This window comes from Pseudescherichia sp. (assembly GCF_032052675.1).
Taxonomy (GTDB): domain Bacteria; phylum Pseudomonadota; class Gammaproteobacteria; order Enterobacterales; family Enterobacteriaceae; genus Pseudescherichia.
In genome coordinates this window covers 23824-48091 of sequence record NZ_DAMBWA010000019.1, presented here as the reverse complement: position 1 = coordinate 48091, position 24268 = coordinate 23824, and the positions used below count along the sequence as shown (strand labels likewise).

General features: G+C 59.0%; 28 protein-coding genes. 8 read left to right on the top strand and 20 right to left on the bottom strand.

Annotation, left to right across the window (positions count from 1 at the left end; genetic code table 11):
- Positions 1–2: 2 nt before the first annotated feature.
- Both cycA and fklB read right to left on the bottom strand, forming a co-directional pair.
- A complete protein-coding gene (gene cycA, locus RTX96_RS19480; RefSeq protein WP_103818610.1) occupies positions 3–1415 on the bottom strand; it encodes a D-serine/D-alanine/glycine transporter in 1413 nt (470 codons plus the stop codon).
- Positions 1416–1727: 312 nt separating this feature from the next.
- The gene (fklB, locus tag RTX96_RS19475) at positions 1728–2348 is read right to left on the bottom strand and encodes an FKBP-type peptidyl-prolyl cis-trans isomerase (RefSeq protein WP_042388474.1); all 621 of its coding nucleotides are present in this window, start codon (positions 2346–2348) and stop codon (positions 1728–1730) included.
- Positions 2349–2579: 231 nt separating this feature from the next.
- On the opposite strand from fklB, the gene RTX96_RS19470 reads away from it, so the two are divergent.
- The gene (locus RTX96_RS19470; RefSeq protein WP_312671840.1) at positions 2580–3215 is read left to right on the top strand and encodes a LysM-like peptidoglycan-binding domain-containing protein; all 636 of its coding nucleotides are present in this window, start codon (positions 2580–2582) and stop codon (positions 3213–3215) included.
- A 92-nt stretch (positions 3216–3307) separates the two neighbouring features.
- On the opposite strand, the gene RTX96_RS19465 is transcribed toward RTX96_RS19470, so the two are convergent.
- The 5 genes from RTX96_RS19465 to rpsF all read right to left on the bottom strand — a co-directional run bounded on the left by RTX96_RS19465 (position 3308) and on the right by rpsF (position 5832).
- Positions 3308–4237, bottom strand: a complete 930-nt coding sequence (locus RTX96_RS19465; RefSeq protein WP_312671839.1) for a DMT family transporter — start codon at positions 4235–4237, stop codon at positions 3308–3310.
- A gap of 155 nt (positions 4238–4392) precedes the next feature.
- A complete protein-coding gene (gene rplI, locus RTX96_RS19460; RefSeq protein WP_042388480.1) occupies positions 4393–4842 on the bottom strand; it encodes a 50S ribosomal protein L9 in 450 nt (149 codons plus the stop codon).
- A gap of 41 nt (positions 4843–4883) precedes the next feature.
- Positions 4884–5111 (bottom strand): 30S ribosomal protein S18, encoded by a 228-nt coding sequence (gene rpsR, locus RTX96_RS19455; protein ID WP_000135199.1) that lies wholly within the window; start codon positions 5109–5111, stop codon positions 4884–4886.
- A 4-nt stretch (positions 5112–5115) separates the two neighbouring features.
- Positions 5116–5430: a primosomal replication protein N gene (gene priB, locus RTX96_RS19450; protein WP_042388482.1), complete on the bottom strand. Its 315-nt coding sequence runs from the start codon at positions 5428–5430 to the stop codon at positions 5116–5118.
- Positions 5431–5436: 6 nt separating this feature from the next.
- Positions 5437–5832, bottom strand: a complete 396-nt coding sequence (gene rpsF, locus RTX96_RS19445; RefSeq protein WP_042388484.1) for a 30S ribosomal protein S6 — start codon at positions 5830–5832, stop codon at positions 5437–5439.
- A gap of 354 nt (positions 5833–6186) precedes the next feature.
- Between rpsF and RTX96_RS19440 the strand changes: the two genes are divergently transcribed.
- Complete coding sequence (locus RTX96_RS19440; protein ID WP_141092911.1) at positions 6187–6396, top strand: hypothetical protein; 210 nt, start codon at positions 6187–6189, stop codon at positions 6394–6396.
- A gap of 70 nt (positions 6397–6466) precedes the next feature.
- Positions 6467–7588, top strand: a complete 1122-nt coding sequence (locus RTX96_RS19435; RefSeq protein ID WP_409418575.1) for an MFS transporter — start codon at positions 6467–6469, stop codon at positions 7586–7588.
- Between the two features lie 22 nt (positions 7589–7610).
- On the opposite strand, the gene RTX96_RS19430 is transcribed toward RTX96_RS19435, so the two are convergent.
- The 6 genes from RTX96_RS19430 to ulaA are packed head-to-tail and all read right to left on the bottom strand — an operon-like array spanning position 7611 to position 12017.
- Positions 7611–8297: an L-ribulose-5-phosphate 4-epimerase gene (locus tag RTX96_RS19430; RefSeq protein ID WP_103818613.1), complete on the bottom strand. Its 687-nt coding sequence runs from the start codon at positions 8295–8297 to the stop codon at positions 7611–7613.
- On the bottom strand, positions 8284–9150 hold the full coding sequence (locus RTX96_RS19425) for an L-ribulose-5-phosphate 3-epimerase (RefSeq protein WP_103818614.1): 867 nt from the start codon (positions 9148–9150) through the stop codon (positions 8284–8286). The genes RTX96_RS19430 and RTX96_RS19425 overlap by 14 nt, the downstream gene beginning before the upstream one ends.
- Positions 9151–9159: 9 nt before the next feature.
- Entirely contained in the window at positions 9160–9810 is a 651-nt protein-coding gene (locus tag RTX96_RS19420; protein WP_312671838.1) for a 3-keto-L-gulonate-6-phosphate decarboxylase UlaD, read from the bottom strand.
- A 13-nt stretch (positions 9811–9823) separates the two neighbouring features.
- Complete coding sequence (ulaC, locus tag RTX96_RS19415; RefSeq protein WP_103818616.1) at positions 9824–10291, bottom strand: PTS ascorbate transporter subunit IIA; 468 nt, start codon at positions 10289–10291, stop codon at positions 9824–9826.
- A gap of 3 nt (positions 10292–10294) precedes the next feature.
- A complete protein-coding gene (ulaB, locus tag RTX96_RS19410) occupies positions 10295–10606 on the bottom strand; it encodes a PTS ascorbate transporter subunit IIB (protein ID WP_312229511.1) in 312 nt (103 codons plus the stop codon).
- 13 nt (positions 10607–10619) lie between these two features.
- The gene (ulaA, locus tag RTX96_RS19405) at positions 10620–12017 is read right to left on the bottom strand and encodes a PTS ascorbate transporter subunit IIC (RefSeq protein ID WP_103818618.1); all 1398 of its coding nucleotides are present in this window, start codon (positions 12015–12017) and stop codon (positions 10620–10622) included.
- Positions 12018–12368: 351 nt separating this feature from the next.
- Here ulaA and ulaG point away from each other — a divergent pair, with 351 nt between their 5' ends.
- Both ulaG and ulaR read left to right on the top strand, forming a co-directional pair.
- Complete coding sequence (gene ulaG / locus RTX96_RS19400) at positions 12369–13433, top strand: L-ascorbate 6-phosphate lactonase (RefSeq protein ID WP_103818619.1); 1065 nt, start codon at positions 12369–12371, stop codon at positions 13431–13433.
- 105 nt (positions 13434–13538) lie between these two features.
- A complete protein-coding gene (ulaR, locus tag RTX96_RS19395; RefSeq protein ID WP_312671837.1) occupies positions 13539–14294 on the top strand; it encodes an HTH-type transcriptional regulator UlaR in 756 nt (251 codons plus the stop codon).
- Here ulaR and yjfP read toward each other — a convergent pair.
- Positions 14291–15028, bottom strand: coding sequence for an esterase (gene yjfP, locus RTX96_RS19390; RefSeq protein ID WP_312671836.1), 738 nt, complete (start codon positions 15026–15028; stop codon positions 14291–14293). The genes ulaR and yjfP overlap by 4 nt on opposite strands.
- 227 nt (positions 15029–15255) lie before the next feature.
- Here yjfP and bsmA point away from each other — a divergent pair, with 227 nt between their 5' ends.
- From bsmA to RTX96_RS19375, 3 genes are all read left to right on the top strand, one after another.
- The gene (bsmA, locus tag RTX96_RS19385) at positions 15256–15558 is read left to right on the top strand and encodes a biofilm peroxide resistance protein BsmA (protein WP_103818622.1); all 303 of its coding nucleotides are present in this window, start codon (positions 15256–15258) and stop codon (positions 15556–15558) included.
- Positions 15559–15664: 106 nt separating this feature from the next.
- Positions 15665–15940 carry a DUF1471 family protease activator YjfN gene (yjfN, locus tag RTX96_RS19380; protein WP_042388511.1) on the top strand — a complete coding sequence of 92 codons (276 nt, stop codon included), beginning with the start codon at positions 15665–15667 and terminating at the stop codon, positions 15938–15940.
- 188 nt (positions 15941–16128) lie between these two features.
- Positions 16129–18054: a Cache 3/Cache 2 fusion domain-containing protein gene (locus tag RTX96_RS19375; RefSeq protein WP_312671835.1), complete on the top strand. Its 1926-nt coding sequence runs from the start codon at positions 16129–16131 to the stop codon at positions 18052–18054.
- Here the strand turns inward: RTX96_RS19375 and RTX96_RS19370 are convergent.
- The 6 genes from RTX96_RS19370 to RTX96_RS19345 form a co-directional block, all read right to left on the bottom strand.
- Positions 18051–19685 carry an isovaleryl-CoA dehydrogenase gene (locus RTX96_RS19370; protein ID WP_312671834.1) on the bottom strand — a complete coding sequence of 545 codons (1635 nt, stop codon included), beginning with the start codon at positions 19683–19685 and terminating at the stop codon, positions 18051–18053. The two genes, RTX96_RS19375 and RTX96_RS19370, sit on opposite strands and share 4 nt — an antisense overlap.
- A gap of 176 nt (positions 19686–19861) precedes the next feature.
- Complete coding sequence (rlmB, locus tag RTX96_RS19365) at positions 19862–20584, bottom strand: 23S rRNA (guanosine(2251)-2'-O)-methyltransferase RlmB (RefSeq protein WP_268109384.1); 723 nt, start codon at positions 20582–20584, stop codon at positions 19862–19864.
- Between the two features lie 85 nt (positions 20585–20669).
- Positions 20670–21476, bottom strand: coding sequence for an ATP-binding cassette domain-containing protein (locus RTX96_RS19360; RefSeq protein WP_312671833.1), 807 nt, complete (start codon positions 21474–21476; stop codon positions 20670–20672).
- Positions 21473–22468 carry an ABC transporter ATP-binding protein gene (locus RTX96_RS19355; RefSeq protein WP_312671832.1) on the bottom strand — a complete coding sequence of 332 codons (996 nt, stop codon included), beginning with the start codon at positions 22466–22468 and terminating at the stop codon, positions 21473–21475. Before RTX96_RS19355 ends, RTX96_RS19360 begins: the two co-directional genes overlap by 4 nt.
- Positions 22461–23312 (bottom strand): ABC transporter permease, encoded by an 852-nt coding sequence (locus RTX96_RS19350; RefSeq protein WP_312671831.1) that lies wholly within the window; start codon positions 23310–23312, stop codon positions 22461–22463. Before RTX96_RS19350 ends, RTX96_RS19355 begins: the two co-directional genes overlap by 8 nt.
- Positions 23309–24268: an ABC transporter permease gene (locus RTX96_RS19345; RefSeq protein ID WP_312671830.1), complete on the bottom strand. Its 960-nt coding sequence runs from the start codon at positions 24266–24268 to the stop codon at positions 23309–23311. The genes RTX96_RS19350 and RTX96_RS19345 overlap by 4 nt, the downstream gene beginning before the upstream one ends.

Genomic DNA, 24268 nt, shown 5'->3' with positions numbered 1-24268 from the left:
TCTTACTTACGGAAACTCTCTACGCGCTTCTTGCCCACCAGCAGCCAGAACGCGCCCAGCACCACAAACCACAGCGGCGTGACGATCAGCGCCTGACGGGTATCCTCTTCCAGGGTCAGCAGCACCAGCACAAAGGCGAAGAACGCCATGCACACCCAGCACATTACCTTGCCCAGCGGCATCTTGTAGATCGACTTCGCGTGCAGCTCCGGACGACGCTTACGGTAGACCAGGTACGAGCAGAGGATAATGGTCCAGACGAACATAAACAGGATCGCCGACACGGTGGTGATCATGGTGAACGCTTCAATTACGCTTGGGTTAACGTAGAGGATCACCACGCCGCCCAGCAGGCAGATGCAGGAGAAGGTCAGGCCGGTTGCCGGTACGGCGCGCTTCGACAGCTTGCCGAAGCTCTTCGGCGCCACGCCGTCCTGCGCCAGGCCAAACAGCATTCGGCTGGTGGAGAAGACGCCGCTGTTCGCCGAGGAGGCAGCCGAGGTCAGCACCACAAAGTTGATAATGCTCGCCGCCGCCGGCAGGCCCACCAGCACAAACAGCTCAACGAACGGGCTTTTGTTCGGTACCACGGAGCTCCACGGCGTCACGGACATGATCACAATCAGCGCGAAGACGTAGAACATAATGATGCGGATAGGGATAGAGTTAATCGCCCGCGGCAGTGATTTCTCCGGATCTTTGGTTTCCGCCGCCGTGGTGCCTACCAGCTCAATACCGACAAAGGCAAAGACCGCAATCTGGAAACCAGCAAAGAAGCCGCTCAGCCCTTTCGGGAACCAGCCGCCGTCATCCCACAGGTGGGTAAAGGAGGCCTGAACGCCGGTCGGCGACTGGAAGTTCATCAGCACCATCACCACGCCTACGACAATCAGCGACACGATGGCGACGATTTTAATCATCGCAAACCAGAACTCCATCTCGCCAAACAGCTTCACCGTCGCCAGGTTAAGGCTCAGCAGCAGCAGGATCACCGCCAGCGAGGCCACCCAGTCCGACAGTCCGGGGAACCAGAATTGGGCGTAAGCGGTGATGGCCACCACGTCCGCCATGCCGGTCACCACCCAGCAGAACCAGTAGGTCCAGCCGGTAAAGTAGCCTGCCCACGGGCCGAGCAGATCGGCGGCAAAGTCGCTAAACGACTTGTACTCGAGGTTGGACAGCAGTAGCTCGCCCATCGCGCGCATAACGAAAAAGAGCATAAAGCCGATGATCATATAGACAAATATGATCGACGGGCCGGCAAGACTGATTGTTTTACCCGATCCCATAAACAGCCCGGTACCGATGGCACCTCCAATGGCAATAAGCTGAATATGACGGTTAGTGAGATGACGCCGTAGCGACTGCTCGGCCGGAGCCTGCTCGTCGGTAGCGACTTTGATCTGATCTACCATGTGTTTATTTCCTGTACCTGTCTGTGTTGTTGAGGCTCTTCTGGCCTTTCATCGCTGACGCCGCAGGGCGCCTGAATGTGGACTCATCGATATTAGGTAAGAATCGGAGGGATGAATACTGCGATTTATAGGCAATGTTACACTTATGTTAAAAATGAGTGTGATATCACACCCCTACCTTGATTTGGCTCACAAAAATACACGCAAAAAAAGCATTTGCAAGATTAAGTATCGACATTTATGTAAAGAGTGGAGGATATGCGGAGGTATCGCTTCCTCTCCCCATTTAGGGAGAGGAATCGTTTAGCAGCGTTACAGGATTTCCAGCAGCTCGACTTCAAACACCAGGGTGCTGAATGGCGGAATCGATGCGCCCGCGCCACGCTCACCGTAGGCCAGGTTCTGCGGAATGGTCAGCTCCCACTTAGAGCCTACCGGCATCAGGGTCAGCGCTTCGATCCAGCCTGGGATCACGCCGTTAACCGGGAACTCTGCCGGCTCGCCACGGGCTACGGAGCTGTCGAAGACTGAACCGTCCGTCAGCTTACCGGTGTAGTGCACGCGCACGCGGTCGGTACGTGCCGGAATAGCGCCCTCGCCCTGCTTGATTACGCGGAACTGCAGGCCGGACTCGGTGCTGTTCACGCCTTCACGCTCGCGGTTCTCGTCCAGATACTTCACGCCCTCTTCAGCCATCGCGGCAAAGCGCTCGCGACGCACCGCATCGGCACGCTCGTGAATTTCACGCAGCGCACGATGAACAACATCCACCGGCACAGCAGGCTGTTTTCCTGCCAGCGCGTCGGCAATACCGGCAACCAGCGCTTCCGGCAGCAGGCCCTGGAGGCCAGACTCGCTCAGCTGCTGGCCTACCTGCAGGCCGATACCGTAACTTGCCTGTGCTTCGATAGTGTCAAACGTCGGGGTTGTCATGGGTTTTCCTTTCATCGTATTAAAAGTAGCGGGCAGCATAGCAGCCGCGCCGCACCGGGTAAAACTTTGTCGCAGGGAGGGTGACAAATCGCAGCGAAAAAGAAACAATAGAGAGGGTAAGATTATTCCCGATCCCAGGTCACGAAAGAGCGCTTTACTACGCGAGTCAGGCAGTTAGCAATCTATACTCAGTGATACAGGAAAATAACGACGCGGAGCAGGAGGAAAGCCATGCCCGGGCGATTTGCACTGAAACCGACTCTGGCGAAAATCTGGTACGCGCCGGACAATTTTCGCATTATGGATCCGCTGCCCCCTGCGCACCGTCGCGGCATCATTATTGCGGCCCTGCTGATTATCATCGGCTTTTTATTGCCTTCAGGGGACAACGGCGACAATGCGCCCGTCAGGCGCGACGCGCAGCTGGATATCGCCCCTTCCCAGCCTGCGCCCACCGCCCAGCCTCAGCTCGCGCCAACGGTAAGCGATCCCCAGCAGGTTGCACCGGTGACCCCAGAGCCGATCCAGGAGCAGCCGGAAGATACGCAGACCAACGCCGCACAGAATAACGTCGTGCAGCCCTTCCAGGAGTCAGGGGGTATCGATCAGCAGTGGCGGACCTACCGCGTGGCATCGGGCCAGACCCTGGCGCAGCTCTTTCGCGATCACAACCTGCCGGCAACGGATGTTTACGCGATGGCCCAGGTGGAAGGCAACGGCAAACCGCTTAGCACGCTGCAAACCGGCCAGGTGGTGAAGATCCGCCAGAACGCCAGCGGCGTGGTCACCGGCCTGACAATTGAAACCGGCGAGGGTGAGGTGCTGTTTACCCGCCAGGCGGATGGCAGCTTTATTCGCGCCCGCTAACGTATCCACGCTTCCCCGGTGGCGCTAACGCTCACCGGGGCCACGTCTCTTGTCGGCCGGATAAGCGAAACGCCATCCGGCGTTTTCCCGATTCATACTTTAGGTTTGTTAACCCACCAGATGCCCGAGCAGACCAGCACCAGCGCAATGGCGTATTTCATCTCAAGGATATTCTCCCCAAGGAAGATCGCCGACAGCACCGTGCCCGCGACCGGGATGACAAAGTTAAACGGCGCAATCATGCTGACGCGGTTGTACTTGAGCAGCACGCTCCACAGGGCAAAGGCAATGGATGAGAGCAGCGTCAGATAGCCGAGCAGCGCCGCCGCCTTCACGCTATGCACCGCCAGCGTGCCGCCGGTAAGATAGCCCCCCAGCACCAATACCCCACCGCCAAACGCCAGCTGCCAGCCGGTCATCACCGTTGGATCGACGGTTTGCGAGATGCGTTTGCCATACAGCATTGAGGCCGAAAGGATAAACGCCGCCAGTACCACAAAGCCGTCTCCCATCATGCTAAAGCTGAAATCCAGCAGTGAATGGTTGACGTTCACCAGCATCACCCCGGCAAAGCCCAGCACGCAGCCGATGCTCTTGTTGTAGCTGAGCCTGTCGTTTTTATAGATCAGGTGGGCCAGCAGCACGCTGAAGAAGGTGCCCGTGGCGTTCATGATCGAGCCCTTCACCCCGGTGGTAAAGGCGAGGCCGATATAGAAGAAGATGTACTGAATCGAGGTCTGCGTCAGGCCCAGGAACGCGATCTGGCCATACTGGCGCGGGCTGAGCCGGGCGATGGGTTTACGCTGCGCCATCGCAAACAGCAGCAGCAGAAGACCGGCAAACAGGAAGCGGTAGCCAGCAAAGACGATCTTCGAGGGGATATCGTCGGTGGCGATAGCAAAGAGTTCATAGCCGCTCTTAATGGCGGGATAGGAGCTCCCCCAGAGCAGGCAGCAGAGCGTAGCCCCGGCATAGGCGACGTTTCGACGGGCAAAAGCCGGTACTGAAGAGACTGTTTCCATTTCCTCACCAAAATTAAAATCGCGTTTTAATTTATTATCGGGGAAGGGGTGAGGAATTGATACCCGACACCGTTGGGAGTGTCGACGGGGTCGCAAAAAGCAAAACGCCTGCACAAGGCAGGCGTTTCAGTGTTATCTCAAACGAGAGTCGCAGATTACTCAGCAACCACGTTGATGATAACTTTAGCGAACACTTCGCTGTGAACCTGGAAGTCCACTTCGTGCTCACCAGTGGTACGCAGAACGCCGTTCGGCAGACGAACTTCGCTCTTAGCCACGTCAACGCCAGCTGCAGTTACAGCGTCAGCGATGTCGCGAGTACCGATGGAACCGAACAGTTTACCTTCGTCGCCTGCTTTAGACGCGATGGTAACGGTGCCCAGTGCGTTGATTTTCTCAGCGCGAGCTTCAGCAGCGGTCAGAACGTCAGCCAGTTTAGCTTCCAGTTCAGCACGGCGTGCTTCGAAGAATTCAACGTTTTTCTTGGTAGCAGGAACAGCTTTGCCCTGCGGTACCAGGAAGTTACGAGCGTAGCCCGCTTTAACGTTAACCTGGTCGCCCAGGCTACCGAGGTTTGCTACTTTATCAAGCAGAATAACTTGCATTACCTTATCCTCTCAAAGTCGTATTAATGGACCGTGCCCGATTACTGATGACGATCAGTGTACGGCAGCAGGGACAGGTAGCGAGCGCGTTTGATAGCGCGAGCCAGCTGACGCTGGTATTTTGCACGGGTACCGGTGATACGGCTTGGGACAATCTTACCGCTTTCGGTGATGTAGTTTTTCAGCGTTGCGATATCTTTATAGTCGATCTCTTGAACGCCTTCCGCGGTGAAACGGCAGAACTTGCGACGACGGAAATAACGTGCCATTTGGCTAGTCTCCAGAATCTATCAATTCAATCTGCTCGGCATGCAGAACCAGTTTGCTCAGGCCATTCTTTGCCTTATGGCAGCTAATGAACCCCTGCACGGTAACTGCGCTACCGACCGTTATACTGTGAGTAATGGCCTGGTTCTCTTGCCCGCTGATTATTACAGGCATTTGACACCACGCCTGCCGGTGAAAACCGGCCTCCTCCTGCACAGAACGATGCTCAAGCACGAACTGGCAGTGAGGGATCCCTGATGGGCTGACCTTACGAAGGGGCATCCTGCACACGGTGCCGGACAACACCAGACGGTTGGTCATCAGAAATTACTCTTCAGAATCCCCAGCATCTTCAGCATCTGCGGTTTCGTTAGCGAAATCATCGCGACGCTCACGGCGCTCGTCTTTCGCTTTAACCATCGGAGATGCTTCAGTAACAGCGTTTTTGGTACGCATAACCATGCTGCGGATAACGGCATCGTTGAAGCGGAAGTTAGTTTCCAGCTCATCGATCGCTTCCTGCGGCGCTTCAACGTTCAGCAGAACGTAGTGTGCTTTGTGCAGTTTGTTGATCGGATAAGCCAGCTGACGGCGGCCCCAGTCTTCCAGACGGTGGATCGTGCCTTCTGCTGCAGTGATAGCACCAGTGTAACGCTCGATCATGCCCGGAACCTGTTCGCTCTGGTCAGGATGGACCATAAAAACGATTTCGTAATGACGCATCGAATTGCTCCTTACGGATTATTCAGCCTCCTGTCAGGGTCAGCCGCGGCCCATGGAAGCAAGGAACGTGTTTGAAAGGCGGCTGAAAAATTGACGCGTAATCATACTTGCGAAGCCAGACGAACTCAAGGTGATTGCGCAAATAATTCGCACAAAGCGTGAAGTGCGCTTTTTCGGCGGGTCTAAGCTTGGTCAATCCGCATTGCGGTAAATTTTTGTACAACTGCAGCAGAAACGATCGCGGTGAGGTTGCCCGCCAGAGAGTACACTTTATATAAGCCCGAACGCGAGTGAGGAGCCGCTCCTCTACGATCGCGCATCAGTGAGCCGTTGATGAGTGAGTTGGGGTGCAACATGATGAAAAGAATCACTATTCCATTGCTGACAGCGTTGCTGCTGAGCACCAGCGCAACGGCGGCAATTTATCTCGATCCCCATCCCGAACGGAATATGGATGACGTGATGAGCTTAGGCGTAGTATATATAAACCACAATCACGCCACTGACAGTGAAGCTGGCCAGCCCCCCAAGCAAGAGAGCGAGGCACACGCTGCAAAGTACTAACACCGAACATGCCACGACGCTAAGTCGTATCCCGCGCGGCGTCTGGGTTCTCGGCGGCGTTAGCCTGCTTATGGATGTCTCATCGGAGATGATCCACAGCCTGCTGCCGCTGTTTATGGCGACCACCCTCGGTGCCAGCGTTATTATTATTGGTATCATCGAGGGGCTAGCCGAAGCCACCGCCCTGATTATCAAAGTTTTCTCGGGCGTCCTCAGCGACTACCTTGGCAAACGCAAGGGTCTGGCCATGCTCGGCTACGGCCTTGGCGCACTGAGCAAGCCGCTCTTTGCCCTTGCTGGCTCCTCGGGCATGGTACTTACCGCGCGCATGATCGACCGCGTTGGCAAGGGCATTCGCGGCGCGCCGCGGGATGCACTGGTGGCCGACGTCACGCCGCCTGAGATCCGCGGCGCGGCCTACGGGCTACGTCAGTCGCTGGATACCGTTGGCGCCTTTCTCGGGCCGCTGCTGGCGGTGGCGCTGATGTTTCTCTGGCACAACGATTTTCAGGCTATCTTCTGGGTAGCCGTCATTCCAGGCGTGATGTCTATCGCCCTGCTCTGGTTTGGTCTGCACGAGCCGAAAACCCCCGTTGCCCATAAGCGCACCAACCCGCTGCGCCGGGAGAGCCTAAAGAAGCTCAGCGCTGCCTACTGGTGGGTCGTGGGCTTAGGCGCCATCTTTACCCTGGCCCGCTTTAGCGAGGCGTTTCTTGTCCTGCGCGCCAACCAGATGGGGATCCCGCTGTTTGCCATCCCGCTGGTGATGGTCGCCATGAACCTGGTCTACAGCGTGACGGCCTATCCGTTTGGCAAACTCTCAGACCGCATGAGCCATAGCGGCCTATTACAAGCCGGGCTGCTGGTGCTGATCGCCGCCGATATCGCCCTGGCGCTCAGCCAGCACTGGAGCACGCTGCTGCTTGGCGTCGGCCTCTGGGGGATCCATATGGGCATGACCCAGGGCTTGCTGGCCGCCATGATCGCCCATACCGCCCCGTCGGCGCTGCGCGGAACCGCCTTCGGCATGTTCAATCTCATTAGCGGTATCGCGATGCTGCTGGCCAGCACCGGCACGGGCATTCTATGGGAGACGTTGGGCGCTGCCTCGACCTTCTATGCCGGGGCGGTTATCTGCGTAATTACGCTGCTGGGTATGCGATTCACGCCTGCGGCATACCAGCAGCATTAAGCACTTTTACTTCGGCCTGGGTTTACTTCTGTCCGTAGTAAGCGTGTGCGCCGTGCTTGCGCATAAAGTGCTTATCCATCAGGTAGCCATCAATGGGCTTCAGACCCGGATTAATGCCGCGCGCGATCCACGCCATTCGCGCCACCTCCTCCATGACTACCGCGTTGTGCACCGCATCGTGCGCGTCTTTACCCCAGGCAAAGGGGCCGTGCTGATACACTACCACACCCGGGGTATGCAGCGGCTCGCCATCCTTTAGCGTTTCGATGATCACCCTGCCGGTATTTAGCTCATACTCGCCCTGCACCTCCTCCTCGGTTAATGCCCGCGTGCAGGGAATATCCCCGAGGAAGTAGTCCGCATGGGTAGTGCCCAGCGCCGGGATAGCCCGCCCGGCCTGCGCCCAGGCGGTGGCGTGCGTGGAGTGGGTATGCACCACCCCGCCGAGGGAGGGATAGCGGCGATAGAGCGCCAGATGGGTGGCGGTATCGGAGGAGGGTCGCAGTGTGCCCTCCACGACCTCACCCTGCAGATCCACTATCACGATGTCGTCCGCCTTCAGCGCGTCATAGGCCACGCCGCTGGGCTTGATGGCCACCAGCCCACGCGCCCTGTCGATGGCGCTGACGTTGCCCCAGGTAAAGGTCACCAGGCCGTAGCGCGGCAGATCTAAATTGGCCTCTAAAACCTGCTGTTTAAGCTGCTGCATGAGTATCCTCCAGCAGTCCGGCCCGCGCCATGCGCTCACAAACCCACGCCCGCGCCTTCGCCACCTCCTGCAGCGGATCGGCCGCCGTCTCACTCCACATCTCGATCAGGTAAGGCCCGCAGTAGCCGCTCTCTTTCAGCGTGCGGAAGCAGCGTTCAAAGTCCACTACGCCAGTGCCGAAGGGAACGTTTTTAAAGACACCGGGCTGCGTATCCTTCACGTGCACCGCCACGATATGCCCGCTGCCCGCCCGCAGCTCCATCTGCACGTCGTTGTCCCACGCCGAGAGGTTGCCGATGTCCGGGTAGAGCTGGAACCACGGATTATTCAGGTAGTGGGTATAGCCAAGCGCTTTGCTGATGGAGTTCATCAGCGGATAGTCCATGATCTCCATCGCCAGCGTCACCTGCGCCCGGCTGGCCATCTCGACGCTCTCCTTCAGCCCATCGCGAAAGCGGCGGCGCGTCTCGTCGTTGGCCTGCTGATAGTAAACGTCGTAGCCAGCCAGCTGGATCACGCGGATACCGACGTCCTGTGCCAGCTGAATAGCACGACGCATGATCTCCAGCCCCTCGGCGCGCACCGCGTCATCTTCGCTGCCCAGCGGAAAGCGACGGTGGGCGCTCAGGCACATGGAAGGAACCCGCACCCCGGTGTCGGCTACTGCCTTCACCAGCGCCAGCCGCTCGTCACGGCTCCACGCCAGCCGGGCTAGCCGGGCGTCGGTTTCGTCGATCGACATCTCAACAAAGTCGAAGCCCAGCGTTTTTGCCAGAGCAAGACGCTCATACCAGCACTCCCCGGCAGGGAGCGCTTTTTCATAGATGCCAAGCGGCACGGTTTTCGACAGCATAGCGGCTCCTTAGCTCCACAGCTGGTCGATAGCGCGTTTAAACTGCCGCGCGGCCTGCACCGGATCGGCGGCATCGCGGATGCTGCGCCCGGCGATAAACACGTGGATGGGAATACCTTTGAATAGCGGGAGATCCTCCAGCGCCAGCCCGCCGGTGACGGTGACCTTAAAGCCCATGTTCGCCAGGCGTTTGATCGCGCTAATATCCGCTTCGCCCCAGGCAACGCCCGCCGCCTGCGCATCGCGGCTGCGGTGGTAGACCACCTGCTGAATCCCTGCGTCTCGCCAGGCCTGGGCCTGCTCCCACGTCCAGAATCCGGTCAGTTCGATTTGCACGTCGCCGTTAAACTCGTGGGCGACGTCGAGCGCGCCCCTGGCGGTGTTGATATCCGCGCAGCAGATCACGGTGACCCAGTCGGCATTGGCCTCAAAGCACATGCGGGAGAGGATCTTCCCGGCATCGGCAATTTTGGCGTCGGCCAGCACGATTTTATGCGGATAGAGCGCCTTGAGATCGCGCACCGCGCGCACCCCTTCCCCCACGCAGAGGATGGTACCCACCTCAATAATGTCCACCTCTTCGGCAATCAGCCGCGTAGTGGCGTAGGCATCGGCAAGGGTTTGGTTATCCAGCGCGACCTGGAGCATAGGTAATGGCATCGTCGTATTCCTTTTACATAGCCGCCGCAGTGGCGTTATCAATTAAATCAAGAACCTCCTGCTCACTACGGCAGGCGCGGAGGCGATCAAAATTGGCTTCATCTTCAAACAGGTTAACGATCTGCATAATGCCGACCTCCTGATGAGTGTGGGCATCCACCGCCGCCAGGGTGATCAGAATGTCGACCGGATCGTTATCTTCATGGTTGAACGCCAGCGGCGTCTTCAGCGTCACCAGCGCAAAACCGGTTTTTTTAACGCCCTCTTCCGGACGGCCGTGGGGCATCGCCAGCCCCGGTGCGAGCACAAAGTAGGGGCCAAATTTTTCAACGCCGTCGAGAATGGCCTGGTAGTAGCGCGGCTCGACCACATCCGCTTCCACCAGCAGATCGACGCCAATTTTCACGGCCTCCTGCCAGGTTTCGGCCTCCGCCTGCAGGCGAACAGAGTGGTTCTGCGCCAGCGAATCACGTAGTTTCATGGCTTATCCTTGCTTCATATCCTGCGGAAAATGGGCCTGGATCACCTCCAGTAGCTTGGGACCAAAGTCTGCTGCCGAGAGCATATTGCGTACGCCCACCACGTACTTGTTGCCTGTTACCGTAATTTCGCTGGCGACATGCGTGGAGGCGATGATGATATCGGCGCCGTTCAGCTCGCTTTTGTACTCGCCAACGGCGCAGCTGTTGACGGTATGCGCGATCCCCTGCTGGGTAAGAAACTGATCGACTTTCATTTTCATAATCATTGAGCTGCCTTGCCCGCAGCCACACACTGCCAGAATACGTACGGTCATAACTTCACTCCTCTTAATGGGCAGAACGCTCTGCCAGCTCGTTTTCCGCATCCTCTTCCGCGCGCAGCGTGCGCCCGGCGAAGACCATATAGACCAGCGCAATCAGGATGATAACGCCCATAAACCACAGCCCCAGCGTCATGCCCTGCATCATCGGTGGGGCCAGAATCGACCAGTCCGCCATTCCCATCCAGGCACTCATGCCGGTGAGCTTGATGGCCCAGACGCAGCCAAAGATCTCAATCATCCCCATCACCAGGCAGATCTTGAGCGCCGCACGCCAGCCGCCGAAGTGGTTAGCAAATACGCCAATGGTGGCGTTGGAGAAGAACATCGGGATAAAACCGGGAATAATCAGGATGGAGGAGCCGCAGGCGATGAGGATCCCTACCGCCAGCAGCTGGCCAACCGTGCCCCACATAAAGCCCCAGACCACGGCGTTGGGGGCAAAGCTGTAGATAGCTGCGCAGTCGATAGCCAGCACCGCGCCGGGGATCAGCCGCTGGGAGATGCCGTTAAAGGCTTCTGACAGCTCGGCGACGAACATACGCACACCCTGCACGATGATGAAAATGGCGACGGCGAACTGGAAGCCGGTCTGCAGGATATAGATGGTCCAGTGGGTTTTACCTGCCATCGCCTGCACGGTATCGAGGCCGAAGGAGACGAGGATGGCCCCAAAGAAAACCGTCATCACAATCGCCGTCGAGACGATGTTGTCATGAAAGATATTCAGCCAGCCGGGGAGGTTTAGCTCCTCTACGCTCTCCTCTTTTTTTCCAAGGTATGGCGCAAGCTTATAAGCGATCCAGGAGGCAAACTGCTGCTGGTGACCAATTGAAAAGCCGCTGTTTTCAGTCACTTCCTGAGTGGGTTTGAACATCATGTTGGAGGTGATCCCCCAATAGAGAGAGACCAGCACGGCGGTACAGATAATAGTGGTCCACATCGGGTAGCCGAGGATATAGAAGAACACCGCGATCAGGCCCGCCTGCTGAAACATGATGTGGCCAGTAAGCATGATGGTGCGGATACCGGTGATGCGCCGCAGCAGGACGTAAACAATATTCAGCGCCAGCGCCAGCAGCACCGCATAGCCCACCCAGCTGTAGGCATCCCCCATGCGATCGATGGTCGCCATCATGGAGGCGTAGGTATCAGAGATAGCGCCGTTGATGCCGTAGACTTCTGACATTTTGGCCACCACCGGCTTAAAGGTGCCGGTGAGGATCCCGGATCCAGCCTGTAACAGCATAAAGCCGATGATCGTCTTGATCGTGCCCTTGACGATAACGCTCACACTCTTACGCAACAGGATATACCCAAGGCATGTCACAATGCCCAGCAGCAGCGGTGCGTTGGTCATGACCTGGTTAAAGAACACGGTAAAGATGGTGTAGAGGGTCTCCATAACGCTCTCCATAAATGAGTGCCTCGGGCCTTACGACCCGCCACAGGATGTGCCCACTACTCTAACCATCAAAAATAATCACAAAAAGATTGAATATGATTATTTGTGATGCGTCGCGCAATTTATTTCCCTACATTACATACGGTAATAGATGTATGTAATTAAAGTGGATTATTATCAATAAATTAAATAAAAATAACTTTATGTCCAGCAAGGTAAGGGCTGTCTCTATCTTTGCTAACGTATCGCTTAACCCACATTTCCCCATTGCATTACTGATAAAACGGTGACAGCATAAATCAAAAGTAATCACATTATGATTTATATTGACTACCTGTAAGGAGCAGCGCGATGAGTAAAGTGGAGACCATTACCCGTGAATCCTGGATCCTGAGTACCTTTCCGGAGTGGGGAAGCTGGCTGAATGAAGAGATTGAACAGGAGCGCGTCGCCCCCGGCACCTTTGCCATGTGGTGGCTGGGCTGCACCGGGATCTGGCTCAAATCAGAGGGGGGTACCAACGTCTGCGTCGATCTCTGGTGCGGCACGGGCAAGCAGAGCCACGGCAACCCGCTGATGAAAACCGGCCACCAGATGCAGCGCATGGCGGGGGTGAAAAAGCTCCAGCCCAACCTGCGCACCACCCCGTTTGTGCTCGATCCTTTTGCGATCCGCGAGATCGACGCCGTGCTGGCCACCCACGATCACAACGATCATATTGACGTTAACGTTGCCGCCGCCGTGATGCAGAACTGCGCCAGCGACGTGCCCTTTATTGGGCCGCAGACCTGCGTCGATCTGTGGGTCGGCTGGGGCGTACCGCGCGAGCGCTGCATCGTCGTGAAGCCCGGTGACGTAGTGACGGTGAAGGATATCGAGATCCACGCCCTGGACGCCTTCGACCGCACGGCGTTGATCACCCTGCCGGCGGATCAAAAAGCCGCGGGCGTGCTGCCGGACGGGATGGATCTGCGCGCCGTAAACTATCTGTTCAAAACGCCCGGCGGCTCCCTGTACCACAGCGGCGACTCGCACTACTCCAACTACTATGCGAAGCACGGCAATGAGTATCAGATAGACGTGGCGCTGGGATCCTACGGCGAGAACCCACGCGGCATTACCGATAAAATGACCAGCGCCGATATCCTGCGCATGGCGGAGGCGCTGAATACCAACGTGGTCATTCCATTCCATCACGATATCTGGTCAAACTTCCAGGCCGACCCGCAGGAGATCCGCGTTCTGTGGGAGATGAAAAAAGATCGCCTGAAGTATGGCTTTAAGCCGTTTATCTGGCAGCCGGGCGGCAAGTTCACCTGGCCGCTGGACAAGGACAACCTGGAGTTTCACTTCCCGCGTGGGTTTGACGACTGCTTTACCTGCGAGCCGGATCTGCCGTTTAAATCCTTCCTGTAAAGTGCAGAGCGTGCCGGTCAGGCCGGCACTTTTTACCTGTACTCTTAGTAATTCACGGCTATTTCAAATAGTATCGTAAAAAATCATGTTTAATCGGCATAGCTCATGACGGAAGCGCAACGACATCAAATTTTACTCGAGCAGCTGGCCCAGACCGGATTTGTGACCGTGGAGCAGGTCATCGACCGGCTTGGCGTCTCCCCCGCCACGGCGCGTCGCGACATTAACAAGCTTGATGAGAGCGGCAGGCTGAAAAAGGTGCGCAACGGCGCGGAGGCGATCAGCCAGCAGCGGCCGCGCTGGTCGCCAATGAACATCCACCAGGCACAGCATCTGGATGAGAAGGTGCGTATTGCCAAAGCGGCCGCGCTGCTGGTCAACCCTGGCGAAAGCGTGGTGATCAACTGCGGCTCAACGGCCTTTTTGCTGGGCCGTGAGATATGCGGCAGGCCGGTGCAGATCATCACTAACTATCTGCCGCTGGCGAACTACCTGATCGATCAGGAGCATGAGAGCGTAGTGATAATAGGCGGGCAGTATAATAAGAGCCAGTCCATTACTCTCAGCCCACAGGGCAGTGAAAACAGCCTCTACGCCGGGCACTGGATGTTTACCAGCGGCATCGGCCTGACCGCCGACGGCCTCTATAAAACCGACATGCTGACGGCGATGGCAGAGCAGAAGATGCTTAACGTGGTTGGCAAGCTGGTCGTGCTGGTGGATAGCAGCAAGGTCGGCGAGCGCGCCGGGATGCTCTTTAGCCGCGCTGACCAGATCGATATCGTGATCACCGGCAAACAGGCCAGCCCGGAGATCGTTAAGCAGCTTGAGGCGCAGGGCGTTAAGGTAATGCGCGTTTAAAGATGCGCGTTAAAGAACGCCACCGCCGCTTCCAGCGCCGCCGGGGTGATCCGATGGCGAACCCCCGCCTCCCAGCGGCAGGTAAGATGCTGATGCAGGTCGGCATCCTGTAGCGCGCTATGCAGGCGGTGCGATTCTGCCGCCGGGACGACGTCATCCTCTTCACCGTGCCAGAGCAGCAGCGGGCGGGAGGCAAGCTGCGCCAGATGTCCTTCTACGTCCCATTCCGCCAGCGGGGCGATAATTTCGTTCAGCTCAGCGGCCGTCTCTGCCTGCGGTGGGAACAGCGTCCGGGAAAGCGAGGTAAAGTAGCCCGAGCCCATCAGGCTGGCGACGCAGACCAGTTCCGGATGATGCGTCATCAGGCCAAGTGCCGTCATGCCCCCCATCGATGCGCCGCCCACCGCCAGACGTCCTTGCGCAACCCAGCCCTCGCTCACCAGCGCATCCCGCAGGGCCGGAAACTCAAGAAAGTTGCTCTTCAAAATCTGCCAGAACTGGCCCAGCCGCGCCTGCTCGTCACCGTTAAAGCGCGATCCGTGGGCGCGGGCGTCGGGCATCACGACCCGAAAACCTGCCTGTGCCAGCGCAACAGCGAAGTAGCTGTAGACCAGCTTTGATGATCCAAAGCCGTGGTAAAAGATCACGGTGGGCAGGGGCACGGCACATTTTCCGGCGGGTGTCGCGTGCAGGATCTCAATGCCTGCCAGCTGGCGCGTCTCAAGTTCAATCATGACGATCTCCTGATAAAGCCTTTGGTATGCCACGTCCCCCTGCACTACGCAAGCCGCTGCCGTTACGCGTACAAGAAAACAGTGAGAAGTACATTACGCTTTCGCATTATTTACAGCGGAAAATAGCGCGAGAGCTAGCAAAATGGGAACATTCTCCATAAGGTTATTAAAGGAAGCACTACACTATGGCTAACGGGCCAGGGCTATCGGGAAATAAGAGAAACGCTATGCATCGATTCACACCGCTTTTTTTAGCGCTGAGCCTCAGCGGCTGTAGCATGCTGCAAAGTACGCCGCATCCCGCGCCGCCAGTGAGCGACCAGCCGCAGGAGATCAGCCGCAACCAGACGGCGGGTCTGCAAAAGATGCAAACGATTAGCGTCATGGTGCGTGGATCGCCGATGGACGTCGAGTCGGAAATTAAAGCCAAAGCAGCGGCCATGAAGGCTGATTACTATCTCATCCTTTTGGATGACGAAACCATCGTTCCTGGCCAGCGATATGGACAGGCTATTCTCTATCGTCAGTAACGATGCATTGTTTTTTAAAGGATATTTACACTGCTTTGCGTCCGTAGACTTTTTCCCACTTACAATCATTCAGGGTCGGTCAGGAACATGTAAAAGGAGCGGATTTATGAAACGATCTCTTGCTTTAACTTCACTGCTGCTCTCCGTTGGTCTGGTGAGCACCACCGCGCAATCTGCGGAGTTTGCCAGCGCTGACTGCGTGACGGGTCTGAATGAGATTGGCCTTATTTCCGTGAGCAATGTCTCCGGCAGCGTACAGGATGTAGAGCGTGCCATTGCCCTGAAAGCCGACGAACAGGGTGCCTCCTGGTACCGCATCATCAAAATGGATGAGGTACAGAGCGCTAATAGTTGGCAGGCACAGGCGATCCTCTACGCCTGAGGTGGTTGGCCCTGGCTACATTCTGTGCTGCGCCCCCTAAAAACGGTGGCTACCTTTTCTGTTGCGTTTTAATTACCATAATGTAAGTGTGCCAATACATTTTCGTAACATTTTGTTACACAGATTTGCTAAATATTAGCGCGTAACTGCCGTTGAACGAGCCACACTTCTCGGGCAACGGACACTCTATGAACGCTCTTATTCAACGTGCTGGTTTAGGCACAAAGCTTTCGTTGCTGACAGGTATCAGCGTCGCGGCACTTTTCCTGCTGTTTACTTCTCTGATGAGCCACAAGGCAAGCCAGCAGCTTGAAGCGCTGGCGATTGAAGATCTGCATAACCAGGCTACCGGCGTGGCCGATATGGTCGAAATGTTTAGCAGCAGCCTCAGCGACGAGGTCGAGCGCTATACCCGCCAGTTCAACACCTTTATTCCCCAGCCAGTCTCTCTCGACGGGACACAGACCCGTACCATCAACGGCCTCACCGTTCCCCTACTGAAGGGCGGCGAGACAGAGCTGCACGAAAATAACGCGATACCGGACGACTTCTTCCAGCGCACCGGCTCGATTGCCACGCTGTTCGTGCGCAATGGCGACAGCTTTGTGCGTGTAGCAACCTCCCTGCGCAAGGAGAACGGCGAGCGCGCCATCGGTACCCAGCTGGACAGCGCCAGCCCGGCGCTGGCACCCGTGCTGCGCGGCGATATCTATCGCGGACTCGCGCTGCTGTTTGGCAAGCGCTATATCACCCAGTATCAGCCGGTGAAGGACGCCAGCGGTAAAACCATCGCCATCCTCTTTGTTGGCGTAGATATCACCCGCTCCTGGGACATCATGCGTGACAAGATCCTCCAGCGTCGACTGGGCGAGAGCGGACACTTCTTCGTTCTGAACCGCAGCGCCGGTAAAAGCTACGGTACCTGGCTGTTCCACTCCCGCGAAGAGGGCCAGCGTCCGCAGTGGGGCGAAGAGGCTGAACAGCAGCTGTTGACCCTGGCCTCCGGCACGCTGGAGCGTAAAACTCAGGATGGCCGTACGCTGCTGGTCTCCTGGACCGCCCTGCCGGGCTGGAACTGGACGATTGTTGGCGAGGTGGACAAAGCCGTGCTGCTGCAGGATGTGACCCGTCTGCGCAACCAGTTTCTGATTGCCGGCGCGCTGGTCTCCCTGCTCTTTGCCGCGCTGTTTGTCATCATCACCCGCCTCTGGCTGACCCGCCCGCTGCGCGAGGTCACAGCCCTTGCCCAGACCTACGCCTCCGGGGATCTACGCGCCTCTCTCACCTCGACGCGCCAGGATGAGGTAGGCCAGCTGATCCACGCTATCAACGGTATCGGCAACGGCCTGCAGAACATGGTGCATCAGGTTCGCGAGGCGGCGGGCGATATCCACTTCGCCACCAACGCGCTGGCGGCAGACAGCAGCGAAATCAGCGATCAGATCAACAAGCAGGCGAGCAGCGTGGAGGAGACCTCTGCCAGCATGGAGCAGCTGGCCGCCACCGTGCAGCAAAACGCCGCCAGCATGGAGCAGACGCAACATCTGGTGAACGAAACCTCGCAGGCGGTGCAGAGCGGCGGGCAGACGGTAGGACGTGCGGTAGCGACCATGAGCGATATCCGCAGCGCCTCCCAGCGCATTGCAGATATCACTCAGGTGATTGAATCCATTGCCTTCCAGACCAATATTCTCGCCCTTAACGCCGCGGTTGAGGCTGCCCGCGCCGGTGAGCATGGCAAGGGCTTTGCCGTGGTGGCCCAGGAGGTTCGCGCCCTTGCCGCCCGCAGCGCCAACGCCGTGAAAGAGATTGAGGCGCTCATCGACGATACCCTGCAAAAGGTCACCGAAGGGCACACGCTCTCTGAGCAGACGCGTCAGGCCATGACGTCAATCATTGACCACATGGACAACATCAACCAGCTGGTGACGGAGATTAACCACGCCTCCCGCGAGCAGTCGGCAGGGATTAACCAGGTGAACCTGGCGATGACCCACATTGGCGATGCGACGCACGTCAACGCCGAACGCGTCTCCCGCAGCGAAGAGACGGCCCAGACCCTACGGGAAAAAGGCGCGCACCTGAAGCAGCTGGTCAGCCTGTTCCGCCTTTAACCCATCCCGCCCGTGGCGCGCAGCAGCAGGTCATTTTGTACCTGAGCGCTAAGCAGCGCGCCGCCGCGGGTATCCAGCATGGTCTGACACCAGGCCTGGGCAATTGGGGGTGAGGCGTGGCGCAGCATCTCCGCTCCGGCCGCCAGCAGGTAGAGCTGCTGGGTAATCTCCCGGGCCTGCGCCTCTTGCGGGCGGTGCAACCGCTGCTGAAGCCGTCGCCAGGCGCGATCGAGATGACGATCCTGGCCTTTCACCTCGCCAAAGGTATCGCTCAGCAGATCCATCACGCCGGGCTGCTTGCCCAGCACTCGCATCACGTCTAAGCACATAATATTGCCCGATCCCTCCCAGATGCTGTTGACCGGCATCTCCCGATAGAGGCGCGGCAGCTCGTTATCCTCACAGTAGCCCGTGCCGCCCAGCACCTCCATCGCCTCGGCAACAAAAGGCGTGCCTGCCTTGCACACCGCGTACTTCGCCACCGGCGTAAACAGGCGCGCCCACAGCGTCTCCTGCACGCTCTCCCGGCTCTCCCACGCTCGCGCCAGGCGGAACAGAAACGCCGTCTGCCCCTCTAACTGCAGCGCCATGCGGGAGAGCACGTCACGCATCAGAGGCTGATCGACCAGATGTTTGCCAAACGCCTGCCGCTGATGAGCATGGTAGAGCGCAACGGAGAAGGCCCGGCGCATCAGGCCGTGGCTGCCCAGGGCACAGTCGAGACGCGTCAGGCCGCCCATCTTCAGGATCTGCCGAATACCGTCCCCCTCCTCCCCCAGCAGCCAACCGGTGGCGTCTAAAAACTCCACCTCGCTGCTGGCGTTGGAGCGGTTGCCGAGCTTATCTTTCAGGCGCTCAAGGCGCAGGGCGTTGCGCGTGCCGTCGGGCAGAAAGCGCGGCACAAAGAAGCAGGAGAGTCCGCCTTTTGCCTGAGCCAGTACCAGATGGGCATCGCTCTGCGGCACGGAGAAAAACCACTTGTGACCCACCAGCCGATAGGCCTCGCCGCTGCCTTTGCGTTCCAGCGGCTCTGCCCGGGTGGTGTTGCTGAGCACATCCGAACCGCCCTGCTTCTCCGTCATCCCCATGCCGATCAGCAGGCCACGCTTCTGCCCGCCGGGGGCCAGATGGGCGTCATAGCGATCGCTGAGCAGCGGTTTGAACCACTCCTGAAACGTGGCGGGCAGCGCCTGCTGAAGCAGCGGCGTGGCGGCAAAGGTCATGGTGACGGGACAAAGGGTGCCCGCCTCGACCTGGGCGTGGAGGACAAAGCGCGCCGCGCGGGCGACAAACGCCCCGGCGCGGGCCTCCTCCTCCCAGGCGAGGTTGTGAACGCGGTTGGCGCACAGCCCCTGCATCAGCAGATGCCACGCCGGATGGAAGCGCACGTCGTCCAGCCGCTCGCCGGTGGGATCGTAGCGCAACAGCTCCGGAGGATTGGCATTCGCCAGCCGCCCCAGCTCCAGCGACTCTGCCGTACCAAGCTGTTGTCCGATGCTGGCCAGCAGCTCGGCGTCCCAACTGGCCCCTTCACGGGCAACGGCGTCGCGCAGCGAGGCATCGGAAAGAAATAGGTTGCTGTTGTTGAGCGGAATGGGTTGATTGAAGACGGTGTGGGTTTGCCAGCGCATACTCTCTCCCTTGTTCAATGGCAATGTCCTAAGTATGCACAGGGAGAATTTTTCAGCCGCAGACGCGGTCACAAAAAACCACCCCGCAGGGTGGTTAGGTTAAAGACCAGGCACGATCCCGTAGGTCGGGTAAGCAAAGCGCCACCCGACATAGCGGCAGTAAACTGCAAGCCGAATTAGCCGCGCTGGCGGACGGCTTCAAACAGGCAGATGCCCGTTGCAACGGAGACGTTTAGCGAGGAGACGCTGCCCGCCATCGGGATGCTGATCAGCTCGTCGCAGTGCTCGCGGGTCAGGCGACGCATGCCTTCGCCCTCTGCGCCCATCACCAGCGCCATCGGGCCGGTCATTTTGCTCTGGAACAGGGTGTGATCCGCTTCGCCCGCGGTGCCGACAATCCAGATGTTCTCTTCCTGCAGCAGACGCATGGTACGCGCCAGGTTGGTCACGCGGATCAGCGGCACGTTCTCTGCGGCGCCGCTGGCCACTTTTTTCGCGGTAGCGTTAAGCTGGGCCGAACGATCTTTCGGGACGATCACCGCATGGACGCCAGCGGCGTCGGCGCTGCGCAGGCAGGCCCCGAGGTTATGCGGATCGGTTACGCCGTCGAGGATCAGGAAGAAGGGGCGATCGAGGCTGGCGATCAGATCCGGCAGATCGTTCTCCTGATACTGACGCCCCGGTTTCACCCGTGCAATGATCCCCTGGTGCACCGCGCCTTCGCTTTTTTCATCCATAAACTGGCGGCTCGCCACCTGGATAGTCACGCCCTGGGCTTCCAGGGCATGGATCAGCGGCATCAGACGTTTATCTTCACGTCCTTTCAGAATATAAACGTCCTGAAAACGCTCCGGGGCGCGTTCCAGCAGTGCCTGCACCGCGTGGATGCCATAAATCATTTCACTCATGAAGGGTACTCGGTCGAGGTTAAAAGGGTCTGTCCGGGCCATTATACCCCACGACGCCCCTCAGCGTCCCTTCCCGTTACGTCCTGGCCGTGACCAGCGCGCTTTTTTCCGGCGGATGGGCGGGCAGAATGGCGTCCAGCAGATAGCGGGTATACGCGTGCTGCGGGCGGGCGAAGAGATCCAGACAGGGTCCCTCCTCCACGATGCGACCCTGATACATCACCCCCACCCGATCGGCGATGTGGCGCACGACATTAAGATCGTGGGAGATGAACAGGTAGGCCAGACCATACTCACGTTGCAGATCCATCAGCAGGTTGAGGATCTGCGACTGGATAGAGACATCCAGGGCCGATACCGGCTCGTCGCAGATAATCAGCTTTGGCCGCAGGATCAGCGCCCGGGCAATGCCGATGCGCTGGCGCTGGCCGCCGGAAAACTCGTGGGGATAACGTCCGGCGTCGTGCGCCCCTAGCCCCACCTGCGTCAGCATCGCGGCAACCGCCTTTTTGCGCAGCGCCGCATCCTTTTCCCCGTGAATGATCAGCGGCTCCTCAATGGAGTAACCCACCGTGCGCTTGGGATCCAGCGTCGAGAGCGGATCCTGAAAAATCATCTGGATCGATCTGCGCATCTCCCGCCACCGGCGGGGATTGAGGTCGAGCAGCGAATGTCCGGCAAACTCTACCCGCCCGCCGGAGGCCGGAGTCAAGCCCAGAATCGCGCGGCCGGTGGTGCTCTTACCGCTACCGGACTCGCCTACGAGGGCGTAGGTCTCACCGGCGTTGAGGGTAAAACTCACATCCTGCACCGCCTGGACGGTGTGCCCGCGACGGGAAAAGGTTTTCGACAGATGCTCTACGGTTAACAGGGGCTGGCTCATACATTGACTCCCGTCTCTTCGGCCCGCCAGCAGCGCACCTGGTGCGTGCGGCTGTCGATAGCGCGCAGCGCGGGCGGCTGGCTGCGGCAGGCCTCCGTCGCCAGCGGGCAGCGATCGGCAAAGGTGCAGCCCACCGGCAGCGCGTTAAGGGGCGGCACGCTGCCGCGGATCTCCGCCAGCCGGGTTTTCGGGGCGCGATCCTGCGACGGTCGCGCGGCCAGCAGCGCCTGGGTATAGGGGTGACGCGGGCGATGGAACAGCGTGCTGACGTCGCACTCCTCTACCACCTCTCCGGCGTAGAGCACCACCACTCGCTGGCACAGCTGTGCCACGACGCTGAGATCGTGGGTAATAATCACGATCCCCATCGCCGACTGCTGCTTGATCGCCTCCAGCAGGCGCAGAATTTGCGCCTGGATCGTGGCGTCGAGAGCGGTAGTCGGCTCATCGGCAATCAGCAGCGAGGGGGCGCTGGCGATAGCGATGGCGATCATCACCCGCTGGCGCATGCCGCCGGAGAGCTCGTGGGGATAAGCGTTCACGCAGCGCGCCGGATCGGCGATCCCCACCTGTGCCAGCAGGCTAAGGATCTTCTCCCGCCGTGCGGAACGATCCAGCGACGTATGCAGCTTCAGGCTTTCGTCGATCTGAAAACCAATGGTAAAGACCGGGTTCAGGCTGGAGAGCGGATCCTGAAAGATCATCGCCATATCGCGCCCGCAGCGCTGGCGCTTCGCTCTTGTGGAGAGCGTATCCAGCCGCGCGCCGTTGAGGGTTACCTCGCCGTCGGTGCGGCTGGTACGCGGAGAGAGCAGGCCCATCAGCGCCTGGGCGGTCACGCTTTTACCGCAGCCGGATTCGCCGATAATGCCCAGCGTCTCCTGCTGATGAAGCGTAAAGGAGACCCCGCGCACCGGGGAGACCACGCCCTGCGGCGTGGCAAAGTTGACCCGCAGATTATTCACGCTAAGCAATGGCGGTGGATTAACCATGCTCTTCTCCCTTTTTCAACAGGCGCAGCACGCGCCTGGGCAGCGGTCTGAGGCCCGGCTCGGCGCTGTCGCGCAGATCGTCACCGACAATATTGAGGGCCAGAATCAGTAGCACGATGGCGATGCCAGGGAAGAAGGTCATCCACCAGGCGGTAAAGATCACTGCTTTTCCCTCCAGCAGCAGGTTGCCGAGGCTCGGCGTCGGGGCAGGCACGCCAGAGCCGAGAAAGCTCAGCGCCGCCTCGGTCAGAATGGCTACCGAAAAGACCCACGTCACCTGCACAATCAGCGGGGAGATGACGTTGGGCAGCAGATGCAGCCAGACGATGCGTCCTGACGTCGCCCCCTGGGCGCGCAGCGCTTCGATAAAGTTTTTCTCTTTCACTACCATCGCCGCGCCGCGGATCACCCGGGCGATGGACGGGACGTAGACCAGCGACAGGGCCAGCACCACGTTCGCCACGTTGGGGCCGAGCACGCCGACGATGGCAATCGCCAGCAGCAGTGACGGAAAGGCAAACAGCCCGTCGCAGACGCGCATCAGGATGCGGTCCAGCGGCCGATACCAGGCGCACAGCAGGCCGATAACCATGCCGACAGCCCCGGCAATCAGCGCCACCGCCGCGCCGACGCTCAGCGAGACGCGCACCGCCAGCGCCACGCGCACGAAGAGATCCCGGCCAAAGTTATCCGTGCCGAACCAGTGGGCGGCGCTGGGCGCTTTCAGGCGGCTCAGCGGATCGATGCTGTAGGCATCCCACGGGCTAAACAGGCTGCTGCAGAACGAGAGCAGCACAATGGCGGCCAGCACGCCGCACCACAGCAGCAGCTTACGATTTTTCATACACCTTCCCCTCCCTCGACGGACAGGCGCGGATCGACCACGTAGCTCAGCACGTCCACCGCCAGGTTAATCAGCACGTAGCAGACGGTGATCAGCAGCACGACGCCCTGGATCACGGTGAAGTCACGCCGCTCGATGGAGTCGACGATCAGCGAGCCGACGCCGGGAATACCAAACACGCTCTCAATGACGATGGTCCCGGTCACCAGCGAGGCAAAGGACTCTCCGCAGATGGTCAGGACCGGGATCAGGGCGTTCTTCAGGGTATGGCGCAGCAGCACCGTGCGCTCCGGCACCCCTTTTGCCCGGGCGGTGTTGATGAAGTTCTCCTGCAACACGTCGAGCATCACGGCGCGGGTCATGCGGGAGATGAGCGCCGCAATGCGAAACCCCAGCGCGATGGCGGGCAACGTCAGATACCAGACGTTTTGCAGCCAGTCGTCATTGGTGGAGCGGTAGCCCACCACCGGGAACCAGCGCAGCTGCACGGCGAAAAAGAAGATCAGAAACAGGCCGAGCAGAAAGCCGGGTACCGACATGCCAAAGGTTGCCAGAGCGCGGATCGCCCGATCGGCAAAGCGCCCGTGCTGCCAGGCGCTGATGACCCCGCTCGCCAGGCCGAGCACCAGCGCAATCGCCTGGGCATAGAGCGCCAGCGCCAGCGTCGGGGCCAGATGCTGCAAAAACAGCTCGCTGACGCTGGCGTTAAGAAACAGCGAGTGGCCCAGATCGCCGGAGAGTACCGCGCCGAACCAGCGGACAAACTGCACCAGCAGCGGCCGGTCGAGGCCCATCTGCTGGCGCAGGGTGGCGATATCCTGCGGGCTGGCGTCGTTGCCGAGGATCACCATCACCGGATCGCCCGGCGCGAGATGCACCAGGCAGAACACCACCAGCGAGACGACGAACAGCACCGGCAGCAGCGCCATGATCCGGTGAAACAGAAACCACTTCAT

Excerpts from the sequence above, each read along its gene's own strand:
- RTX96_RS19425 (WP_103818614.1), bottom strand. The coding sequence starts at position 9,150 with ATGCTGTCGAAAACCGTGCCGCTTGGCATCTATGAAAAAGCGCTCCCT.
- RTX96_RS19350 (WP_312671831.1), bottom strand. The coding sequence starts at position 23,312 with ATGAAAAATCGTAAGCTGCTGCTGTGGTGCGGCGTGCTGGCCGCCATT.
- yjfN (WP_042388511.1), top strand. The coding sequence starts at position 15,665 with ATGAAACGATCTCTTGCTTTAACTTCACTGCTGCTCTCCGTTGGTCTG.
- cycA (WP_103818610.1), bottom strand. The coding sequence starts at position 1,415 with ATGGTAGATCAGATCAAAGTCGCTACCGACGAGCAGGCTCCGGCCGAG.
- fklB (WP_042388474.1), bottom strand. The coding sequence starts at position 2,348 with ATGACAACCCCGACGTTTGACACTATCGAAGCACAGGCAAGTTACGGT.
- ulaB (WP_312229511.1), bottom strand. The coding sequence starts at position 10,606 with ATGACCGTACGTATTCTGGCAGTGTGTGGCTGCGGGCAAGGCAGCTCA.
- ulaG (WP_103818619.1), top strand. The coding sequence starts at position 12,369 with ATGAGTAAAGTGGAGACCATTACCCGTGAATCCTGGATCCTGAGTACC.
- rpsF (WP_042388484.1), bottom strand. The coding sequence starts at position 5,832 with ATGCGTCATTACGAAATCGTTTTTATGGTCCATCCTGACCAGAGCGAA.
- priB (WP_042388482.1), bottom strand. The coding sequence starts at position 5,430 with ATGACCAACCGTCTGGTGTTGTCCGGCACCGTGTGCAGGATGCCCCTT.
- RTX96_RS19470 (WP_312671840.1), top strand. The coding sequence starts at position 2,580 with ATGCCCGGGCGATTTGCACTGAAACCGACTCTGGCGAAAATCTGGTAC.
- rlmB (WP_268109384.1), bottom strand. The coding sequence starts at position 20,584 with ATGATTTATGGCATCCACGCGGTGCAGGCACTGCTGGAACGCGCCCCG.
- rpsR (WP_000135199.1), bottom strand. The coding sequence starts at position 5,111 with ATGGCACGTTATTTCCGTCGTCGCAAGTTCTGCCGTTTCACCGCGGAA.
- RTX96_RS19440 (WP_141092911.1), top strand. The coding sequence starts at position 6,187 with ATGATGAAAAGAATCACTATTCCATTGCTGACAGCGTTGCTGCTGAGC.
- RTX96_RS19360 (WP_312671833.1), bottom strand. The coding sequence starts at position 21,476 with ATGAGCCAGCCCCTGTTAACCGTAGAGCATCTGTCGAAAACCTTTTCC.
- RTX96_RS19435 (WP_409418575.1), top strand. The coding sequence starts at position 6,467 with ATGGATGTCTCATCGGAGATGATCCACAGCCTGCTGCCGCTGTTTATG.
- ulaR (WP_312671837.1), top strand. The coding sequence starts at position 13,539 with ATGACGGAAGCGCAACGACATCAAATTTTACTCGAGCAGCTGGCCCAG.
- rplI (WP_042388480.1), bottom strand. The coding sequence starts at position 4,842 with ATGCAAGTTATTCTGCTTGATAAAGTAGCAAACCTCGGTAGCCTGGGC.
- bsmA (WP_103818622.1), top strand. The coding sequence starts at position 15,256 with ATGCATCGATTCACACCGCTTTTTTTAGCGCTGAGCCTCAGCGGCTGT.
- RTX96_RS19420 (WP_312671838.1), bottom strand. The coding sequence starts at position 9,810 with ATGCCATTACCTATGCTCCAGGTCGCGCTGGATAACCAAACCCTTGCC.
- RTX96_RS19370 (WP_312671834.1), bottom strand. The coding sequence starts at position 19,685 with ATGCGCTGGCAAACCCACACCGTCTTCAATCAACCCATTCCGCTCAAC.
- ulaC (WP_103818616.1), bottom strand. The coding sequence starts at position 10,291 with ATGAAACTACGTGATTCGCTGGCGCAGAACCACTCTGTTCGCCTGCAG.
- yjfP (WP_312671836.1), bottom strand. The coding sequence starts at position 15,028 with ATGATTGAACTTGAGACGCGCCAGCTGGCAGGCATTGAGATCCTGCAC.
- RTX96_RS19465 (WP_312671839.1), bottom strand. The coding sequence starts at position 4,237 with ATGGAAACAGTCTCTTCAGTACCGGCTTTTGCCCGTCGAAACGTCGCC.
- RTX96_RS19375 (WP_312671835.1), top strand. The coding sequence starts at position 16,129 with ATGAACGCTCTTATTCAACGTGCTGGTTTAGGCACAAAGCTTTCGTTG.
- RTX96_RS19355 (WP_312671832.1), bottom strand. The coding sequence starts at position 22,468 with ATGGTTAATCCACCGCCATTGCTTAGCGTGAATAATCTGCGGGTCAAC.
- RTX96_RS19430 (WP_103818613.1), bottom strand. The coding sequence starts at position 8,297 with ATGCAGCAGCTTAAACAGCAGGTTTTAGAGGCCAATTTAGATCTGCCG.
- RTX96_RS19345 (WP_312671830.1), bottom strand. The coding sequence starts at position 24,268 with ATGAAGTGGTTTCTGTTTCACCGGATCATGGCGCTGCTGCCGGTGCTG.
- ulaA (WP_103818618.1), bottom strand. The coding sequence starts at position 12,017 with ATGGAGACCCTCTACACCATCTTTACCGTGTTCTTTAACCAGGTCATG.